Consider the following 17,885-nt stretch of genomic DNA (forward strand, 5'->3'; position numbering starts at 1 on the left):
GCTGTCGGAACCGTCGTGAGCGTCAGAGATGCGTCTTGGGAGTCCATATTCAGAGCAGGTATCGCTGTGCGAGCGGGATTTCGTCGGCCGGGTCGCAGGTGACGTGTTCGTCGTCCACTTCGACCTCGAACGTCTGGGCGTCGATCTCGATGTCGTCCGGACAGTGGTCGTTGTGGACCATGTCCGATTTCCGGACCTCGCGGGTGTCGCTGACGGGCCGAACGGGCGTCTTCAGGTCGTAGGCATCGCCGACGTCGTTCTCGTAGGCGGCCTCGCTGACGAACGATACCGAGAGCCCGTGTTTCGCCCGGCCCTGCGCGCCGGCGCGTTCGCGACCGATGACCGGTTCGCAGGTCATCAGCGAGCCGTTGGCCTCGCCCATCTGGGACCAGACCGGGAACCCGCCCTTGATGACCGCCTTCGGCTTGACGCCGAAGAAGGCCGGATCCCACAGCGCGATGTCCGCCAGCTTGCCCGGCTCGAGCGAGCCGACGTAGTCGTCGATGCCCGCGGTGATCGCAGGGTTGATCGTGTACTTGGCGACGTAGCGCTGGATACGAGCGTTGTCCGCGTCGGTCCCCTCGTCGGCCTCGAGCGGGCCGCGCTGGGCCTTCATCTTGTGGGCGGTCTGCCACGTCCGGCTGATGACCTCCGCCATGCGACCCATCGCCTGGGAGTCGGAGGTCATCATCGAGATGGCACCGGTGTCGTGGAGCACGTCCTCCGCGCCCAGCGTCTCCGCGCGAATGCGCGACTCGGCGAAGGCCACGTCCTCGGGGACGTCGGGGTTCAAGTGATGGCAGACCATCACCATGTCGAGGTGCTCGTCGAACGTGTTCTCGGTGTAGGGCATCGACGGGTTCGTCGATGACGGCAGCATGTGCTCGTGGCCGATCAACTCGAGCACGTCGGGCGCGTGGCCGCCGCCCGCGCCCTCGATGTGGAACGTGTGGATCGCCCGGCCGTCGATGGCGTCGAAGGTGTCCTCGACGAAGCCCGACTCGTTTAAGGTATCCGTGTGGATGCAGACCTGCACGTCCTCCTCGTCGGCCACCTCGAGGCAGGTATCGATCGCGGCGGGGGTCGAGCCCCAGTCCTCGTGGAGTTTGAGCCCGGCCGCGCCCGCCTCGATCTGTTCACGGAGCGCTTCGGGCTCGCTGCTGTTGCCCTTGCCGTAGAACCCGACGTTGACGGGCCAGTCTTCGGCGGCCTGCAGGAATCGCTGGATGTTCCGCGGGCCCGGGGTACACGTCGTCGCACCGCCGCCGAAGCCGCCGCCGAGCATGGTCGTGACGCCGGAACCGAGGGCGTGTTCGACCAACTGCGGGCTGTTGAAGTGGACGTGAATGTCGAGCGCGCCGGGCGTCGCGATCAGCCCGTCCGCCGGAATCGTGTCCGTGCTCGGGCCGATCACCATGTCGACGCCGTCCATCGTGTCGGGGTTGCCCGCCTTGCCGACGCCGACGATCTTCCCGTTGCGGACGCCGATATCGCCCTTCCGGACGCCCAGCACGGGATCGATGATCACGACGTTCGTAAAGGCCCAGTCGAGCGCCCCCTCGGCCTGCGTCGTACCCGATTGCATGCCCATCCCGTCGCGCATGGTCTTGCCGCCGCCGAAGACAGCTTCCTCTCCGAGGACGGTGTGGTCGGTCTCGACCTTCGCCAGCAGGTTCGTATCGCCCAGCCGGAGCCGATCACCCTCGGTCGGGCCGAACAGTTCGGTGTACTCCTCGCGCGGGAGCTCGCGACTCATTGCGATTCCTCCGCGAGATACCCCTGCTCTCGAGCGCGCTCCATCGCGGTCGCTTTCACGTCCTCGTCGTCGAGGTCGCCGTCGACCAGTCCGCCCATCCCGCGGACGATCCGATCGCCGCCGATATCGACGAGGTCAACCTCGCGTTCGACTCCTGGCTCGAATCGGATCGCCGTCCCCGCCGGAATGTCCAGTCGGGTTCCGTAGGCGGTTTCGCGGTCGAACGCGAGGCCGGGGTTGACCTCGAAGAAGTGAAAGTGCGAGCCGACCTGCACGGGGCGATCACCGGTGTTTTCAACCGTGACCGTCGCCGTCGGCCGGTCCTCGTTTATCGTCACCGGCTCGTCGGCCGGGAGTAGTTCGCCCGGAACGATATCGCTCATCCCTCGATCACTCCGGTCGGCTCGCCGGAACGAACGGGAAAACGTGGCTTCATCACATCGTGGTGTGGGCGGACGACCGACGTAAATTCACGTGCGGTCAACAATATTTGCGAGAGATCGGACGAACGTCTACCAAATACGGAATTAGAGTCGGTATTTCGCCTCGAGACTGGAAATATATATTAGGAACGCCCGTATTACAGATAAAGTATCAAATTTAGCTCTTCGTGAACGTATTTCGGATATAATTCGATATCTCGAAGCGAACTGACGCGCTCCGGAATCCGATACCGCGTCCGGAGCGGTCGCCGCTCTGTGAGCCGATCGCGAACGCTGACTCGTCGGCTCGCGGCGACGGCGAGCGACCGAATTTCGACCAGTCGGCAGAATTCGCGCCAGTAAAGCCGTGAAAACGGCATTTTCGATCGGTCGACGGTCGCCAGTCGATCTCGAGGAGCCCGATGACAGTCACGCTCGTCCACTGACCTACTGGGCAGGATTTTAATTTCTACCGGAATAATATGTCTTTGTCCAGGGGGAATGGACATTGTTCCCTAAACCAGGAGAACGAACGGACCGGAGCGCGAGACCAGTCTCGAGCGCTGCCGACACCGCAGATCGATCGCTGAAACGAGTGTCCGTTCCCGTTCCCGGAGTTCAATTCGAATATTTAGGTTCTCGAATCCGCCCAGGGAGGGCGTACTTCCGGCGAAACTTCCGCTTGCGATTCCTCGATACGCTCGAGTCCCGTCGATCGAAACGGATCTGTCAGATCGGTCGACCGTCCGAGAGACGGTCACTCGAGCGCCGTATCGGTCGTTTCGGACGGTCATCGTGCGATCGCTACGGTGGGCCGGACGGCTCGTTCGGCGAGTAATAGGAAACGAACGTTCGGATAAATAGTAGTATATCTACGAATGTTCGCAATAATAGGCATCATTGGATGCCTTTCGTTCGGTTAACCTGTTCGGTAGTCCTCCCTAGCGGTTGTACTATCTTGAGAGAACCCTTTTATATCTCTTCTCTCTCCACCGCGTGTGGATGATGATCGGACAATCGTGGTCTAATATCCGATATTCGTACGCGGATGGCACAGCTAAACGAACGATGGGGTCAGATGGAGGGTCGAGATGACATCTCGATCGCTTCAGTTCGGCGAAACCGACGCCGGTGATCGCCCGTGACCGACCGGTCACTCTCCCGCCGCGACGTCCTCGCAGGCGGGGCCGCCGGCGCGCTCACATCGATCGGCGGCTGCGTCCAGAACGGGGGGCTCCTCGGCATCCAGTCGGGAGCGGACGCGCCGACCGTCGCCATCCTCGAGGACAGATCGCGGGACTTCGCCCTGACGGGGACGGCCAAGTACCGCACGACGAAGCTCGCGATCGAGGAGATCAACCGGGACGGCGGTATCCTCGGCCGAGAGGTCGACGTGTTCGCGCCCGACCCGCAGTCCGATAATATGCGCTATCAGGACCTCACCCGCCACGCGATCTACAAGGAGGACGTCGACGCGCTCTGGGCGGGCTACTCGAGCGCGACTCGAGAGGCGATCCGCCCGCTGATCAACGATCACGAACAGTTGTATTTCTATACGACGCAGTACGAGGGCGGCGTCTGCGATAAGACGGTGTTTCCCCTCGGCGCGACGGCCCGCCAGCAGCTGGGTGCCGTCGTCCCGTACCTGATCGAGGAGTACGGCGACCGAATCTACACGATCGCCGCGGACTACAACTTCGGACAGCTCTCGGGTGACTGGGTAAAACTCATCGCGGACGAACACGACGCCGAGGTCGTCGGCGAGGAGTACATTCCGCTGGGCGAGACCCAGTTCGGGTCGACGATCAACAACATCCAGGCGTCGGACGCCGACTTCGTGATGTCGATGCTCGTCGGGCAGAACCACAGCTCGTTCTACGAGCAGCGGGCCGCGAGCGGCCTCGAGATCCCGATCGGCTCCTCGACGACGATGGCACAGGGGTACGAACACCTGCGGCTCGATCCGCCAGCGCTGTCCGACATGTACGTCGGCGTCAACTACATGGAAGAGCTACCGACCGATCGCAACGCGGACTTCGTCGAGCGCTACTACGAGCGCTGGGACGACGCCGAGTACCTCAATCAGGAGGCCCAGAACAACTATTTCTCGGTCTACATGTACAAGGAAGCGGTCGAGCGCGCCGGGACGTTCGACCAGGACGCCGTCATCGCGGAACTCGAGTCGGGCATCGAGATCGAGGCTCCGGAGGGTGACATCAGGCTGGATCCGAAGACACACCACATGGTACATAACATGCGCGTCGGCCACGCCGACGAGAATCACGAGTTGACCTTCGACGAGGAACAGCAGATCGAACCGTCGTTCCTGCAGGACGTCGGCTGCGACCTGCCGAATGACCCCGAACGGACCCAGTACGAACCACAAGACGTCTACGGAGGGATCTGAGATGGCCGCGACCGAACTCCTCGGACTCGGCTTCGAGTTCGTCGAAATCTTCGCGTTCATCGTCCTCGCGACGGTCGGGCTCGCGGTCATCTTCGGGATGATGGGGATCATCAACCTCGCTCACGGCGAGTTCATCCTCGTCGGTGCCTACGCGACGACGTTCGCCGTCGCCGCCGGCGTCCCGCTCGCGCTGGCAATCGCGCTCGGCGTCCTCGCGACGACCGCCTTCGGACTCGTCCTCGAGCGCTTCATCATCCGCCGGCTCTACGGCCGGCTGCTCGACTCGATGGTCGTCACCTGGGGGATCTCCATCGTGGTGATCCAGCTGGTCCGCATCGTCTTCGGCAACTCCGCGCCAGGGATCGGCATCCCCTTCGGCGAGGTGAGCGCCGTCGACGCGCCGACCTACTACTTCGTGCTCGCCGTGATCGCCGTCTCGGTGCTGGCCGGGCTCTACGCCCTGTTCATGTGGACCGACTTCGGCGTCCGCGCACGCGCGACCATGCAGGACGAGGCGACCGCCCGCAGCATGGGCGTTGACACGGAACGCATGTACACGGCGACGTTCGGCATCGGCTCCGCGCTCGCGGGGCTGACGGGCGCGCTGTACGCGCCGGTGTTGACGGTCACGCCCGAGTACGGCTCGACGTTCCTCGTCGAGGCGTTCGTCACCGTCGTCGTCGGCGGCTCGAGCGTCCTCGTCGGAACGATCCTCGCCAGCGGTTTCCTCGGGTCGGTCAACGCCGCGGTGACGAACGTCGCCGGGACGTTCATGGGACAGGTCGCGATGCTCGTCGCCGCGATCGTCGCCATTCGGCTGATGCCCGACGGGATCACCGGCTTGCTCGAAGACGTCCGACAGAAATGGGGTGAGAGCGAATGAGCACCGGCTCGTCCGATCGGGGCCTCTTGGCAGGGCTCCGGCGACCGTTCGAGGGGCCGAACACGATGGGGAACTCGCCCGCGTTCTGGCTCGGGTTCGTGGCCGCCGTCGCCCTACTCGCGGCCGCACCGGTCCTCTTCGGCCAGTACGCCGCCGCGACCGGGGCAGTGTTCCTCGCGTACGCGCTGCTCGGCATGAGCCTCTGTTTCATCTGGGGCTACTGTGGCATCCTCAGCTTCGGACAGGTGGCCTTCTTCGGCATCGGCGGCTACACCTTCGGCGTCGTCGCGATCAACGTCGCGTCGTTCTCGGGGCCCACCCTGGGACTGCTCGCGGCGCTGCTCGCCTCGACCGGCTTCGCCGCCGCGCTCGGGTACTTCATGTTCTACGGCGGGGTTCGGGACGTCTACGTGACGATCCTCACGCTCGTCGTGACGCTGGTCCTGTACACGTTCATGGGCCAGACCGCGGGCGGCGAGTGGGCGATCGGCGACGCCCGTCTCGGCGGGTTCAACGGTATGAGCGGCGTGCCGGATCTCGGCCTCGGCGTCGGTTCGACGGGCCTCGAGATCGGGATCGTCGCGCACTACTACGTCACGCTCGGCGCGCTCGTCGCGACCTACCTCGGGCTCCGCGCGCTCGTCAACGGCCGGTTCGGCTACGCGATGGTCGCGACCCGCGAGGACGAGACCAGGACCGAGATGTTCGGCTACAACACGACGTTCATCAAGCTGACCGTGTTCACTATCGGCGGCGCGATCGCCGGCCTCGCCGGCGTGTTGTTCACCGCGCAGAACAACTACATCGATCCGAGCGTCTTCGGCATTACCGCCGCGGCGCTGCCAGTCGTCTGGGCCAGCGTCGGCGGCCGCACGTCGCTGCTCGGGACCGTCAGCGCCGCGCTGACCATTCAGGTCGTCGACTACTGGCTGGCCCTCTCGGGCAGCGAGTGGGCGCTGGTCTTCATCGGCGTCCTGCTGGTCGTCGTCGTCCTGCTGATGCCCGAAGGGATCGCACCGCGGCTCCGAACGATGCTCGTCGAGTACCGGTCGACGCCGGAGCCGACCGATCCGCCCGCGGCGGCCGAGGAGGTGAGCGACTGATGGGGATCAGCGATCCGACCGTCAAGACCACGCAGGCCGTCGACGAGACCGGCGAGGGGTCCTCCCGAATCCTCCAGACCCGCGACCTGCGCAAGGAGTTCGGCGGCCTCACCGCGACCGACGACGTCGACTTCGCCATCGAAGAAGGGGAACTGCGCTGTCTCATCGGCCCGAACGGGGCCGGCAAGAGCACGTTCCTCAACCTGATCACGGGGCAACTCGAGCCCACCGCGGGCTCGATCTACTACGACGGGACCGAGATCACGGGGCTGCCCTCGCACGAACGCGTCGACCGCGGGATCAGCATGAAGTTCCAGGTGCCGAGCCTCTACGAGGACCTCACCGTGCGCCAGAACCTGCGGATCCCGCTGCAACGCATCGTCGAGTCCGACGCGTTCGAATCGCGGACCCGCGAACTCCTCGCACAGTTCGATCTGCTGGCCGAAATCGACGACACCGCCGCGAACCTGTCTCACGGCCAGCAACAGCGCCTCGAGATCGCGATGGCGATGGCCCTCGAGCCGAAACTCATGTTGCTCGACGAGCCGGTCGCCGGCCTCTCCGTCGAGGAGACGGCCGAAATCGCGGACCTACTGCGGACGATTCAGGACGAGGAGGGCGTGGCGTTCATCGTCATCGAACACGACATCGACTTCGTCGAAACGATCGCCGACCGCGTGACTGTCCTCGATCAGGGCGAGATCTTCACCGAAGGCTCGATCGAGGAGGTCAAAGCCGATCCGGAGGTCAAGCGGATCTACCTGGGAGAGGATACCTAATGCTCGATATTACCGACCTACGCGTCTCGTACGGCAAGACACCGATCCTCCGCGACGTCGACGTGAGCGTCGACGACGGAGAGATCGTCGGCATCATGGGGAAAAACGGCGTCGGCAAAACGACGCTCGTCAAGGCCGTCATGGGGCTGCTCGAGGCCGATGACGGCGCGATAACCTTCGACGGGGAGGACGTCACCGATGCCTCGGCGGACGTCCGCGCTCGCCACGGGATGGGCTACATTCCGCAGGGACGGGACGTCTTCCCCGAGTTGACCGTCGAAGAGAACTTGCGGATGGGTGAGACGATCAACGAGGGCAACGACGACCTCCAGTACGAGGCCGTCTACGATTACTTCCCCATCCTCGAGGAGCGACGGGACCAGGACGCGGGGACGATGAGCGGCGGCCAACAGCAGATGCTCGCGATCGGCCGCGCGCTGGTCGGGAACCCGGACCTCCTCCTGCTGGACGAACCGTCCGAGGGCGTCCAGCCGTCGATCGTCCAGGACATCACCCGCGACCTGCAGCGAGTCAACGAGGAGTTGGGGACGACGATCTGCTTCGTTGAACAGAACCTTCACGTCGTCCAGCACCTCGCCGAGCGCTGCTACGCCATCGACAAGGGAACGATCGTCGACGAACTCGACGCCGACCGACTCGAGTCGAGAGAGGCCGTGACGGAGTATCTGGCCGTCTAACGGCGATTCCGGGACTGGATATCGGATCAGTCGACGTCCTCGAGATCGAACGCACCGCACTCGTTCTCCCGATAGCACGTGTTCGTCGGATAGCCGTTCGTGGATATCAGCGGCAGAAACTGACCGCAACTCGACGAGCGATCGCCGTCAGTCGTCCGACGCGGGCCGTCCGGAACTGGTTTGCTCGCGCAGTCGATCCGAGTACGACGCGATGCCGAGCCCCGCGACGAACGAGAGGAAACTCGGGACCAGTATCCAGAGGAGATCGGGGTGCTGTGCACCGGTGTGCAGTAGGGTGTCGAGCATACGCGTTTCCATGGCCATAACGGCCGTGAATATCCGGATGACGGCCATATTTACCATCGACCACACCGCTTTCTGTACGAACGAACACCACCGCTCGGGACCGAGCCGGAACGGTGACCGACACGGCAATCGACGGCGATCGAAATGGACACACCGCCAGTTCGGTGTCGACGTGAACGGAACCCGATACCGTCCGTGTGGCGGATCATCCCGATACGCCGGTCGCGATCCGACTGACTGCTCCGGCGCAAACGCCACCTTTCGGGACGGTGTACAGACAGTCGTGCTCGATGCTCGAACCATAGCGGGACGGCGGGCCGTCGTCGCCCTCGCCATCGCGCTCGTCACTGCGACCGCCGCCTTCGGCGCGCTGCTCGGTGCGACCCTGCCCGCCCGGACCGGCCTCGAGGAGATCACTGTCCGTTCGATCGTAGTCCCCGTCTCGCCGGTTACGCTCGCCGTCTACGGTGCTGTTGCCGTGGGCGCGCTGTTGGTGATGCTTGGACTCGTCGTCGTCGGTCTCTCTCGGTTCGATGATGCAACGTGACGGACCGTCCAGCGCCCGACACGTCGCCGGCTAGCGGGAGCACGACCCGAGATCGTCGACGGGTGACTTCTGTTGCCAGCGAGCAACTTCGTTTCGTCCGCTACCGTCGTGAGCGAACACTTACAGTACCTGCACTCGTCGGATCAGTTGAATGAACGATGTTCTCCGGGCGGCAGTCGTCCCGTTCTTTGCTATCCTGTTTCCGGCGGTCTGGTACGTCAATCGGAATTTCACGACCGCTCAACTTCCACCGTCGACGGAACCATCGGTCGCGCTCATTGCGGGTGGACTCGTCGCATCGATCGTCGGATCGGCTGCGTTCGCGGTCGCGGTCGCGAGGGTCGTTCGCAGGCGGTCGGATGTCGACGACGAGCGCGAAGCACCTCGGTATCAGCGCGTCTTCCGGCCCGACGACACTTCGCTGGTCGTCTTCGCCGTATTCCTCTCGCTCACGTTCCTGTGGGCCGTCGTCACACTCGCGGGAGTCGGGCCAGCGTGGGTCGGTGAGCGATTGTCCGTCCCGCTCGGCCTATTGGGACTGCCGTTCGTCCTGCTTTTTCCCCTCGGAATCCGGTTCAACTGGGCCGTGGTTCTCGGCCTCGTCTGCAGCGTCGCGTGGATGATGTGGCTCGCGACGGTACTATCGGATGCGATTCACCGGTGGAACCCTTGACGCGTGACTTACGCCAGTCCGAGGTTCTCGCTGTACGCTCCGTACAGGTCCTCGAAGACGCCCATGATCTCGCCCATCGTCGCGTAGGCCTTCACTGCGTCGACGATATACGGCATCGTGTTCTCGCCGCGCTCGCTGGCCTCGCGAAGCGCCTCGAGCGCCGCCTCGACGGCCGCGTCGTCTCGGTCCGCCTTCACGTCCTCGAGCCGGCCGAGCTGCCGTTCGGCCGTGGTCTCGTCGATCTGGAGGATGTCGGGGCTGGTGTCCTCCTCGAGCGTGTACTTGTTGACGCCGACGACGACCTCCTCGCCGCGCTCGACGCGTTCCTGGTACTCGTAGGACGCGTCCTGGATCTCCCGGAGGAAGTAGCCGTCCTCGATTCCGTTGAGAATGCCGTCGCGGACCGAGCCGTCGCCCATCTCCCGGATCTCCTCGATGTAGCGCATCGTCCGCTCCTCGATCTCGTTCGTGAGCGTCTCGACGGCGAAGGAGCCGCCCATGGGGTCGACGATGTCCGCCGCGCCGGACTCGTCGGCGATGATCTGCTGGGTCCGCAGTGCGACTCGAACGGCCTTCTCGCCGGGCAGGGCGAGCGCCTCGTCGAAGCTGTTGGTGTGCAGCGACTGGGTGCCCCCGAGGACGCCGGCCAGCGCCTGAATCGTCACCCGAGCGACGTTGTTCAGCGGCTGCTGGGCCGTCAGTGACTGGCCCGCGGTCTGGGTGTGGAACTTGAGTCGCTTGGACTCGTCGGCCTCCGCGCCGTACCAGTCGTCCATCACCCGCGCGTAGATCCGGCGCGCTGCCCGGAACTTCGCGATTTCCTCGAAGAAGGAGTTGTGGCAGTTGAAGAAAAAGGAGAGCCGCGGCGCGAACTCGTCGACGTCGAGCCCCCGATCCATCGCGTCCTCGGCGTAGCCGAAGCCGTCCGCGAGGGTGAAGGCGAGCTCCTGGACCGCCGTCGAACCCGCCTCGCGGATGTGATAGCCCGAGACCGAGATCGGGTGGAACTTCGGCGTCTCGGCCGTACTGAACTCGAGGACGTCCGTCACGAGATCGAGCGACGGATCCGGCGGGATCACCCACTCCTTCTGAGCGATGAACTCCTTGAACATGTCGTTCTGGAGGGTCCCGCGCAGCTTCTCGCGAGGCACGCCCCGCCGGTCGGCCAGCGCGATGTACATCGCGTAGATCACCGGCGCGGAGGGGTTGATCGTAAAGGACGTCGAAATTTCCTCCAAGTCGATCCCGTCGAAGAGGATCTCCATGTCTCGAAGCGTGTCGACCGCGACGCCCTCCTTGCCGATCTCGCCCTCGCTCATCGGATCGTCCGAATCGAGCCCCATCAGGGAGGGCATATCGAACGCGACGGAGAGGCCGGTCTGACCCTCGTCGATCAGGTAGTGAAAACGCTCGTTGGTCTCCTCCGCCGTTCCGAAGCCGGCGAACTGGCGCATCGTCCACGTCCGCCCGCGGTACATCGTCGGGTACGGCCCCCGCGTGTAGGGTTCCTCGCCCGGGAATCCCAAGTCCTCGAGGTAGTCGAGATCCGAAACGTCGTCGGGGGTGTAGAGCCGGTCGACCTCGTGGTTCGATACCGTCGCGAACCGCTCCCGTCGCTCGCCGCGGCGCTCGAGGGTCGGCTCGAGGGTCTCTTCCTCCCACTGCTCGCCCGCGTCGCGAATCTCCTCGAGATCCTCATCGTCGTACATGGACGTAATATTTGCCGACAGGGCAATGAAGGTTCGGGGCGATCGATCGGCCTGAGAACCGCGCTACCGCCTCTCGGGAGACGGACAGTTATACTCGGTTGTGTTCGTGGCCGGCCGCGAGGAGGTCATCGGCCCAGTCGATGTCGACGCGGTTGTTCGGCGTACTCGACAATCCGTTCCGACTGACGACTTCGACGGTTCGGTTGCGTGCATCGGGCGTGAACGGCGACGCAGCCATTACCCGCGCCACGTCGGCCCGCGGGATCGATCCGGAGACGGAATCGCCGCCCTCGCCGACCACGACCTCGCCGCTCGGCGGTCGGTCCGTCAGTTTCCCCGGCCGAACGATCGTATACCCCAACCCCGAGTGACGAAGCGCCGTCTCGGCGTCTCGTTTGGCCCGCAACGCCCCCCGAATCAGTAGCCGCGCCGGCAGCGAGAGCCCCCCTTTCGAGTTCCCGACGCCGATCGCACTCTGGAGGACGAAATAGGAAACGTCAGCCGCGATGGCAGCAGTGATGAGATTGATGACGCCGGTTCGATCGACCAACTTGCCGCCGGTCAGATGACGCAGGCTCGGCGGTGACCCGAGCGCACAGTAGACGATGTCACAGCCCTCGACCGCAGCGATGGCGTCGGCCGACTCGAAGAAATCCGCGATGACGACCTCGTCGGCACCGTGGCGCTCGAGCGCGTCGACGCTCGCGTACGACCGCGTGGTCGCGCGAACGGAGAGATCAGTCGGTCGCAGGACGGAGAGCAACTCCTCGCCGGTCGCCCCGCTGGCACCGGCGACGAGAACGCGGTCGGGTGTTGGTGATCCAGCCATCGAACGAGATACTGTCCGGACACGGAAAACGCTCACCAGCAATCGATAGCGGCGACTGTCGGTTCGGTACGAATGTGTGAATGCGTGCGTTGCGATCCCTCGGACTCGCCGCTTCTTACTCGGCCTCGTCTCCGTCCGCATCCCCGCCGTCCGACTGGAGCCGCTTGGTCGTCTGGACCAGCGGATGGCGCGCGTAGTCGACGACGTCGATGTCGTCGATTCGCTCGAGTCCCTCCTTTTCGGCCGTGCGCGCCATCCCGAGATCGATCTCGTGATCGATGACGATCACGTAGGCGTCCATCTCGTCGATGTTCAGCCGATCGGCGGCCAGCACGCGGTGGTGGCCGTCCGCCAACAGGAGCGTGCCGCCGTTGTCGATGACCACCAGCGGTTCGGCGAGTCCGCGCTCGAGTTCGTAGCGTCGCCCCTCGAGTTCGTCGGCGTAGACCCGGCCCTGCGTGGGGGTGAGCTCTGTGAGCGGGACGGTCCGGCGCTCCTCCGTCAGGTCGATTTCGTGGATCTGCTCTAGGGTCCGCATCAGTTTGCCGACCTTCTCGGGGGTCGCGCGTTCGATCTGACTGCGGATGACGTCGGCGTTGGAGATGATTCCCACCAGGTTGCCCGCGTCGTCGACGACGGGCAGTTTCTGGATACCCGATCGAAGGATGACGCGTGCGGCGTCGTTCACCTTCATGTCGGGGTGGGCGACGAGCAGTTCCGTCGCCATGACCTTGAAAATCGGATCGTCGTCCTCGGCGAGCAGCAAGTCACGGGCGCTGATGAAGCCCTCCACGCGGCGTCGCTCGCAGACGGGAAAGCCGCTGTGTTCCTCGCTCTCGGCGATCCGCGTCGCGACCTCGCCGACGGTCTCGTCGGGCGAGACCGTCGCTACGTCGCGCGTCATGTAGTCTTTGACCTTGGGCTTCGTTCGGTCCGACACGACCTCCATACCCGGACGGACGAGGGCCGCGCGCAAAAGTACTGTCACTGACGCCGTCGTTGTCAGTACCGTTGGCGTCTCTCACCGCCTCGCAGCCGTCAGTGATCCGGAACCGATCTGGCGCGGTGAGAACGGAACTCTGTCACTCGATCCGTCTGTGACGCCGTTCACTGATCCTGTAGTGCGGGGAGCGTCAACGAGAACGTCGATCCTTCGCCGAGTTCGGAATCGACCCAGATGTCGCCGCCGTGGCGCTCGACGATCCGTTGACAGAGCGCCAGTCCGATGCCCGTCCCCTCGTACTCGTCGCGACTGTGGAGCCGATCGAAGACGGTGAACACGCGATCCTGGTCGTCCGGATCGATACCGATCCCGTCGTCCCGAACCGAGACGACCCACTCTCGGCCGCGCCGGTTCGCATCGATGCGAACGCGAGGCGGTGTCTCGCCGCTGTACTGGATGGCGTTATTGAGCAGGTTCTGGAAGACCTGCCGTAACTGACTGGGATCGCCCGAGACGCGAGGGAGTCGGTCGACCGTAACCTCCGCGTCGCTCTCCTCGATCTGGAGCCGCAGGTCCGCGAGCACGTCCTCGAGGAGAGAGTCCAGCTTGACCGGTTCGAACGGATCGCCCCGCGTTTCCACCCGGGAGTACTCGAGGAGACCGTCGATCATCTCGCGCATGCGCTCGGCCCCGTCGACGGCGTAGTCGAGGAACTCCTCGCCGTCTTCGTCGAAGGCGTCGCCGTACCGCCGCTCGAGCAGTCGGAGATAGCTCGTGACCATCCGTAAGGGCTCCTGCAAATCGTGGGAGGCGGCGTAGGCGAACTGCTCTAAGCGCTCGTTTGATTCCTCAAGGGCTCGTTCGCGATGGTTTCGTTCGAGTTCGAACGTAACCCACTGCGCCATGAGATGGTGGAACGTCCGTTCGGCGTCCGTAAACTCCCGGTCGCGCGAGTCGGTGGACACGAAGAAGAACGTCCGGTCCGGCTCGTTCTCGAGTTCGATCCGCGTTCCGAGATAGGTTTCGACGCCGAACCTGTCGTACGCGAGGGTGTCCCCGAACCCGGACCGTTCGGGATCGGTAACGTCGGCTATCGTTCCGTCTTCGACCGTCGCCCGACAGTACGTCTCCGAGAGCGGTGCCGCTGCACCGGGCTCGAGGTGGTCGTGGTCGCCGCTTACCGCTTCCACTTCGAACGAATCGGTCGCCGGGTCGACACGCGCGAGTCCGCCGATTTCGAGATCGAACCGCTCGCATCCCAGCTCGAAGATGTCGTCCAGCTTCTCCTCGAACGGCCGACCGGGATCGGCGGCGATCCGGCTCAACGTCTGTTGGTGGCGTTCTCGCTGTTCGCGTTCGAGTTCGTAGCTGATCCACTGGCCCAGCAACTCGATGAACGTGCGCTCGGTCTCGGAGAACGGCCGGTCGCGCGGCTCCGTGCTCCCGAACCAGAACGTGCCGTACGTCGTCGCCCCGTTCGTCACCCGCGTCCCGAGATAGCTCGTCAATCCGAACTCGCGATGGATCTCGTCGTCCTCCCAGTCGGTGCCACGGACGTCCGTCACGGCGACCGGTTCGTCGGCTTCGACGGTGCGACGACAGAAGTGCCCGTATCCCGGATCGGACCACAGTTCCTCATCGGGGTCGACGCCGAGGCCGACTCCCTTCTCCAATCGGAACTCGCCGCCCCACGACGGCAGATGGTTCAGCCCGCCCATCTCGAGGCCGAACCACTCCCGGCCGATCTCGAGCAACTGCTCGAGTTTCTCCTCGAAGTCGCGGTCGGGATCGGCCGTGATCCGGTAGCTCTCGCGGAGGAAGCGCTCGCGGCGCTGGTGTTCCAGTTCGTACTCGATCCATTGGCCCATCAGGTTGAGAAACGTCCGTTCGGCGCTCGAGAACCGTTTCTCGCGGGGCGTCTCGGCGGCGAAACACAGCGTCCCGTACTCCTCGCCGCCGACGTGAACGGTCATTCCGAAGTAGGCGTCCAACCCGAACCGTTCGTAGGCGGGGTCGTCGGTCCAGCCGACCGCCGACGCGTCTCGGACGGAGATCGGGCCGGGCGCTGCGAGGAGCTTCTCGCAGTACGTGTCGCAGAGCGAATCGGTAACGCCCGACTCGATAGCGTGGTGGTCGCCGACGGCTTCGACGATCTCGAACGCGTCGTCACCGGTGGTTTTCGTGAAGTAGCCGATCTCGAGATCGAACCGCTCACAGCCCAGTACCAACAGCTCCTCGATCTTCTCGCTGAGCGACGCGTTCGAACTGGCGATCGTCTCGTAGAGGTCCCGTTGATAGCGCTCTCGAGTCTCGATCGTCGTCCGCGCATCGGTCCGATCGACCAGGGTCGCCAACTTCCGATCCAGTTCGCGCGACGGTCGCTCGGGGCCGAAGTATTCCTTGGGCGGCGTGTAATAGAAGTTCTGACAGATAGTGGCCGCATCGTACACGAGAAACGGATGGGTTTTGAGGACATCGTGGAGGATTTCTGCGGGAAACCGGTCCCGGTTGTACTGACAGAGAACGGTGTAGTCCTCACCGTCATAGAGCGGATTGAGCAGTGCCTCGTACTCACAGAGTTGATCGCCGGTCGTCTCGTCGGCCTCGAGTGCCCACGTCATCTCGGCGGCGGCTCGGAGCCCCGCGAACTCGCTCGCGGTCGCATCTGCGAGCGTCTCGTCCCAGAACTCGAGCATCGCCTCGCGGTCGAACTCGCCCGTCCGGCGGTACGTATCGGCCGCCGTATACATCGTGAGCGCCCCCGACTCGAGGGCGCTATCGACGTCGATACCGCGCGCTCGCATCGCCTCGCGTACCTCGTCGACGGTATTGTCGTCGGCGACGTAGATGCATCGCTCGCCGCGTTCGAGCCCCTCTCGGATGAACGGGACGACCGTCTCGAACTGCTCGCCGCGGTCGTCGTAAATATGTGCGAAGTGGTCGTTGTGCTCGTGGCCATCGACCGGTTCGATGGGGCCACGAGTCTCGACCCTCGAGTGTGAGGCTTCGAACCGGTTCCCGGTGGCAGACGCGGGCTGCCGTGTCGTATCGTCCGATCTGTGTTTACTCATGAATCACCCGTCGATCAGCCAGAAACGTACCGAACTAGCGGATTCGGTACCCAGCGCTCCTCTTCGATTCGGTATCCGGATCGATGGGTGCCAGCGTAAAAAGAGTATCGTGGGTCGCATTCGCCGTCCCCACTCCCGAGAGAACGACGCGTCGCACGATGCGGCCGGAGACGAACGGTCGGGGACTCGCCCGCCGATTCCGCATCCCAGCGGGACGTGACGAGCGACCGGTCACGCCGATTCGCCGTCTTCCGGCTCGCCGCGCTGGGTGAACAGCCACTCGCTGGTCTGCGTGTAGGCCCCGACCGGAACGCCCGGCCGCGTGTCGATCGCCTCGAAAAAGCGGTTCGTAATCACTTCCTCGACGACGCTGACGATCGACTCGATCTCCTCTTCGTCGTCGGCGCTGCCCAGAATGCCGATCTCGAGTTGCGCGCCGGCCATGTCGGCGTGGCCGCCGGCGCTGCCGATCCGGTCGAACGCGTCCCGCAGCGTCTCACCGAGGTCGACGTCCGCCGCCCGCGATCGGGCCGACACGAAGACCATCTCGCTGGCGAAGCCGAAGACGAGCGTCGTCTCGACGCCCTCCATCGCGAGCAACTGATCGGCCGCCTGAGGCAACGCGTCGCGGTCGCCGATCCGCCCCACGCTGGCGACGGCCACCGAATCGCGCTGAACCCGGTTCTTGATCGCTCGGGCGATCGTCTCGAGGGTCTCGCCCCCGAGGGAGGGCTGCTCGATCTGATCCAGCAGCGACGTGTCGACGCGGGGCCACAGCACCGACGCGGCCCGGAAATCGGCGGGCGAGACTTCCCGAGTGAAGTCGTTCGTGTCGACCCGGATCCCGTACAGCAACGCCGTCGCCGTCGCCGCGTCGACGTCGATATCGAACCGCTCGAGGTACTCGGTCAGGATGGTGCTGGTAGCACCCGCACCCTGCCGGAGGTCGACGAACTCGCCGGGGACCGGGCCGCGGGGCGGATGGTGATCGATGACGATGTCGACGTGGAGATCCGGCGGGAGCTGGTCGTTGACGCCGGGTCGAGAGTGATCGACCAGCGCGAACGCCGAATACTCCCCGAGCGGCTCGTCGTGGGCCAGGTTTCGCAGATTCAACTCGAGGAGGTTGACCATCGCCCGGTTCTCTTGATGGGAGATCTCGCCGAAGTAACAGGCGTCGGCGTCGACGCCGACCGACTCCGCGACAGCGACGAGCGCGACGGCGCTCGCGAGCGCGTCCGGATCGGGGTTGTCGTGGGTGACGACCGCCAGCCGGCCGTCGATGTCCGCGAGGTGCTCTCGGAGTTCGATAGCGGATTCAGCCGACGGGCTCGCCGTGCCGTCGAGTGCCCGATCGGCCAGCGCGGTCGTCGGATCGACGACGGCGTCCGCCAACTCGTCGAACCGATTGCGGTCCGCCGCCGTCGCGTTCCCACCCAGATACGCCACGATCGACGCGTCGGGGAAGCGATCCCGCGCACTCTGGAGGGCGGCACGATTGACGTCAGTGCGGTCGCTACCGACGAAGATCACGTCCGGCGGGTCGACGTTTGCGATGGCGTCGGGGTCGGACGGGTCGGCAGTGCGGGCCGGCACGCTCTCGTCGCGCAGCGTCTCGACGACGCTCTCGTCGGCGGTGATAACGAGCAGTCGATCGCCGTCGCGCTCGGAGAGCCGCTCCGTGACCTGTCGGCAGACGGTCCCGCAGCCGAGCACGAGCCGGAAAACCATGTATCGCCGCTTGCGACCGCGACGGGTA

15 protein-coding genes are annotated in these 17,885 nt (G+C 64.6%); 7 read left to right on the plus strand and 8 right to left on the minus strand.

What is annotated here, in order from left to right; all coding sequences use genetic code 11:
- Positions 1-49: 49 nt before the first annotated feature.
- Both ureC and LDH66_RS12755 read right to left on the minus strand, forming a co-directional pair.
- On the minus strand, positions 50-1,756 hold the full coding sequence (ureC, locus tag LDH66_RS12750; protein ID WP_226481451.1) for an urease subunit alpha: 1,707 nt from the start codon (positions 1,754-1,756) through the stop codon (positions 50-52).
- Complete coding sequence (locus tag LDH66_RS12755) at positions 1,753-2,139, minus strand: urease subunit beta (protein WP_226481452.1); 387 nt, start codon at positions 2,137-2,139, stop codon at positions 1,753-1,755. The genes ureC and LDH66_RS12755 overlap by 4 nt, the downstream gene beginning before the upstream one ends.
- A gap of 1,180 nt (positions 2,140-3,319) precedes the next feature.
- Between LDH66_RS12755 and LDH66_RS12760 the strand changes: the two genes are divergently transcribed.
- Genes LDH66_RS12760 through LDH66_RS12780 form a run of 5 tightly spaced genes read left to right on the plus strand, consistent with a single transcriptional unit; the run spans position 3,320 to position 8,048 of the window.
- Positions 3,320-4,585 (plus strand): urea ABC transporter substrate-binding protein, encoded by a 1,266-nt coding sequence (locus tag LDH66_RS12760; protein WP_226481453.1) that lies wholly within the window; start codon positions 3,320-3,322, stop codon positions 4,583-4,585.
- A gap of 1 nt (position 4,586) precedes the next feature.
- Positions 4,587-5,468 carry an urea ABC transporter, permease protein UrtB gene (urtB, locus tag LDH66_RS12765; RefSeq protein WP_226481454.1) on the plus strand — a complete coding sequence of 294 codons (882 nt, stop codon included), beginning with the start codon at positions 4,587-4,589 and terminating at the stop codon, positions 5,466-5,468.
- Positions 5,465-6,571, plus strand: a complete 1,107-nt coding sequence (locus LDH66_RS12770; protein WP_226481455.1) for an ABC transporter permease subunit — start codon at positions 5,465-5,467, stop codon at positions 6,569-6,571. The genes urtB and LDH66_RS12770 overlap by 4 nt, the downstream gene beginning before the upstream one ends.
- Positions 6,571-7,350 carry an ABC transporter ATP-binding protein gene (locus LDH66_RS12775; RefSeq protein WP_226481456.1) on the plus strand — a complete coding sequence of 260 codons (780 nt, stop codon included), beginning with the start codon at positions 6,571-6,573 and terminating at the stop codon, positions 7,348-7,350. Before LDH66_RS12770 ends, LDH66_RS12775 begins: the two co-directional genes overlap by 1 nt.
- The gene (locus LDH66_RS12780) at positions 7,350-8,048 is read left to right on the plus strand and encodes an ABC transporter ATP-binding protein (protein ID WP_226481457.1); all 699 of its coding nucleotides are present in this window, start codon (positions 7,350-7,352) and stop codon (positions 8,046-8,048) included. Before LDH66_RS12775 ends, LDH66_RS12780 begins: the two co-directional genes overlap by 1 nt.
- A gap of 147 nt (positions 8,049-8,195) precedes the next feature.
- Here the strand turns inward: LDH66_RS12780 and LDH66_RS12785 are convergent, their stop codons facing one another.
- On the minus strand, positions 8,196-8,354 hold the full coding sequence (locus tag LDH66_RS12785) for a hypothetical protein (RefSeq protein WP_226481458.1): 159 nt from the start codon (positions 8,352-8,354) through the stop codon (positions 8,196-8,198).
- A gap of 283 nt (positions 8,355-8,637) precedes the next feature.
- Between LDH66_RS12785 and LDH66_RS12790 the strand changes: the two genes are divergently transcribed.
- Together LDH66_RS12790 and LDH66_RS12795 are read left to right on the plus strand one after the other, a co-directional pair.
- The gene (locus LDH66_RS12790; protein ID WP_226481459.1) at positions 8,638-8,901 is read left to right on the plus strand and encodes a DUF7520 family protein; all 264 of its coding nucleotides are present in this window, start codon (positions 8,638-8,640) and stop codon (positions 8,899-8,901) included.
- 151 nt (positions 8,902-9,052) lie between these two features.
- On the plus strand, positions 9,053-9,574 hold the full coding sequence (locus LDH66_RS12795; RefSeq protein WP_226481460.1) for a hypothetical protein: 522 nt from the start codon (positions 9,053-9,055) through the stop codon (positions 9,572-9,574).
- A gap of 8 nt (positions 9,575-9,582) precedes the next feature.
- Here the strand turns inward: LDH66_RS12795 and LDH66_RS12800 are convergent, their stop codons facing one another.
- The 5 genes from LDH66_RS12800 to LDH66_RS12820 all read right to left on the minus strand — a co-directional run bounded on the left by LDH66_RS12800 (position 9,583) and on the right by LDH66_RS12820 (position 17,857).
- The gene (locus LDH66_RS12800; protein ID WP_226481461.1) at positions 9,583-11,283 is read right to left on the minus strand and encodes an acyl-CoA mutase large subunit family protein; all 1,701 of its coding nucleotides are present in this window, start codon (positions 11,281-11,283) and stop codon (positions 9,583-9,585) included.
- Between the two features lie 88 nt (positions 11,284-11,371).
- Complete coding sequence (locus tag LDH66_RS12805; protein WP_226481462.1) at positions 11,372-12,112, minus strand: SDR family oxidoreductase; 741 nt, start codon at positions 12,110-12,112, stop codon at positions 11,372-11,374.
- 115 nt (positions 12,113-12,227) lie between these two features.
- On the minus strand, positions 12,228-13,061 hold the full coding sequence (locus tag LDH66_RS12810) for a CBS domain-containing protein (protein WP_226481463.1): 834 nt from the start codon (positions 13,059-13,061) through the stop codon (positions 12,228-12,230).
- Between the two features lie 158 nt (positions 13,062-13,219).
- Positions 13,220-16,126, minus strand: a complete 2,907-nt coding sequence (locus LDH66_RS12815; protein ID WP_226481464.1) for an MEDS domain-containing protein — start codon at positions 16,124-16,126, stop codon at positions 13,220-13,222.
- A gap of 231 nt (positions 16,127-16,357) precedes the next feature.
- Complete coding sequence (locus LDH66_RS12820) at positions 16,358-17,857, minus strand: DHH family phosphoesterase (protein WP_226481465.1); 1,500 nt, start codon at positions 17,855-17,857, stop codon at positions 16,358-16,360.
- Positions 17,858-17,885 lie beyond the last annotated feature (28 nt).

This window comes from Natrinema amylolyticum, assembly GCF_020515625.1.
Taxonomy (GTDB): Archaea; Halobacteriota; Halobacteria; order Halobacteriales; family Natrialbaceae; genus Natrinema; species Natrinema amylolyticum.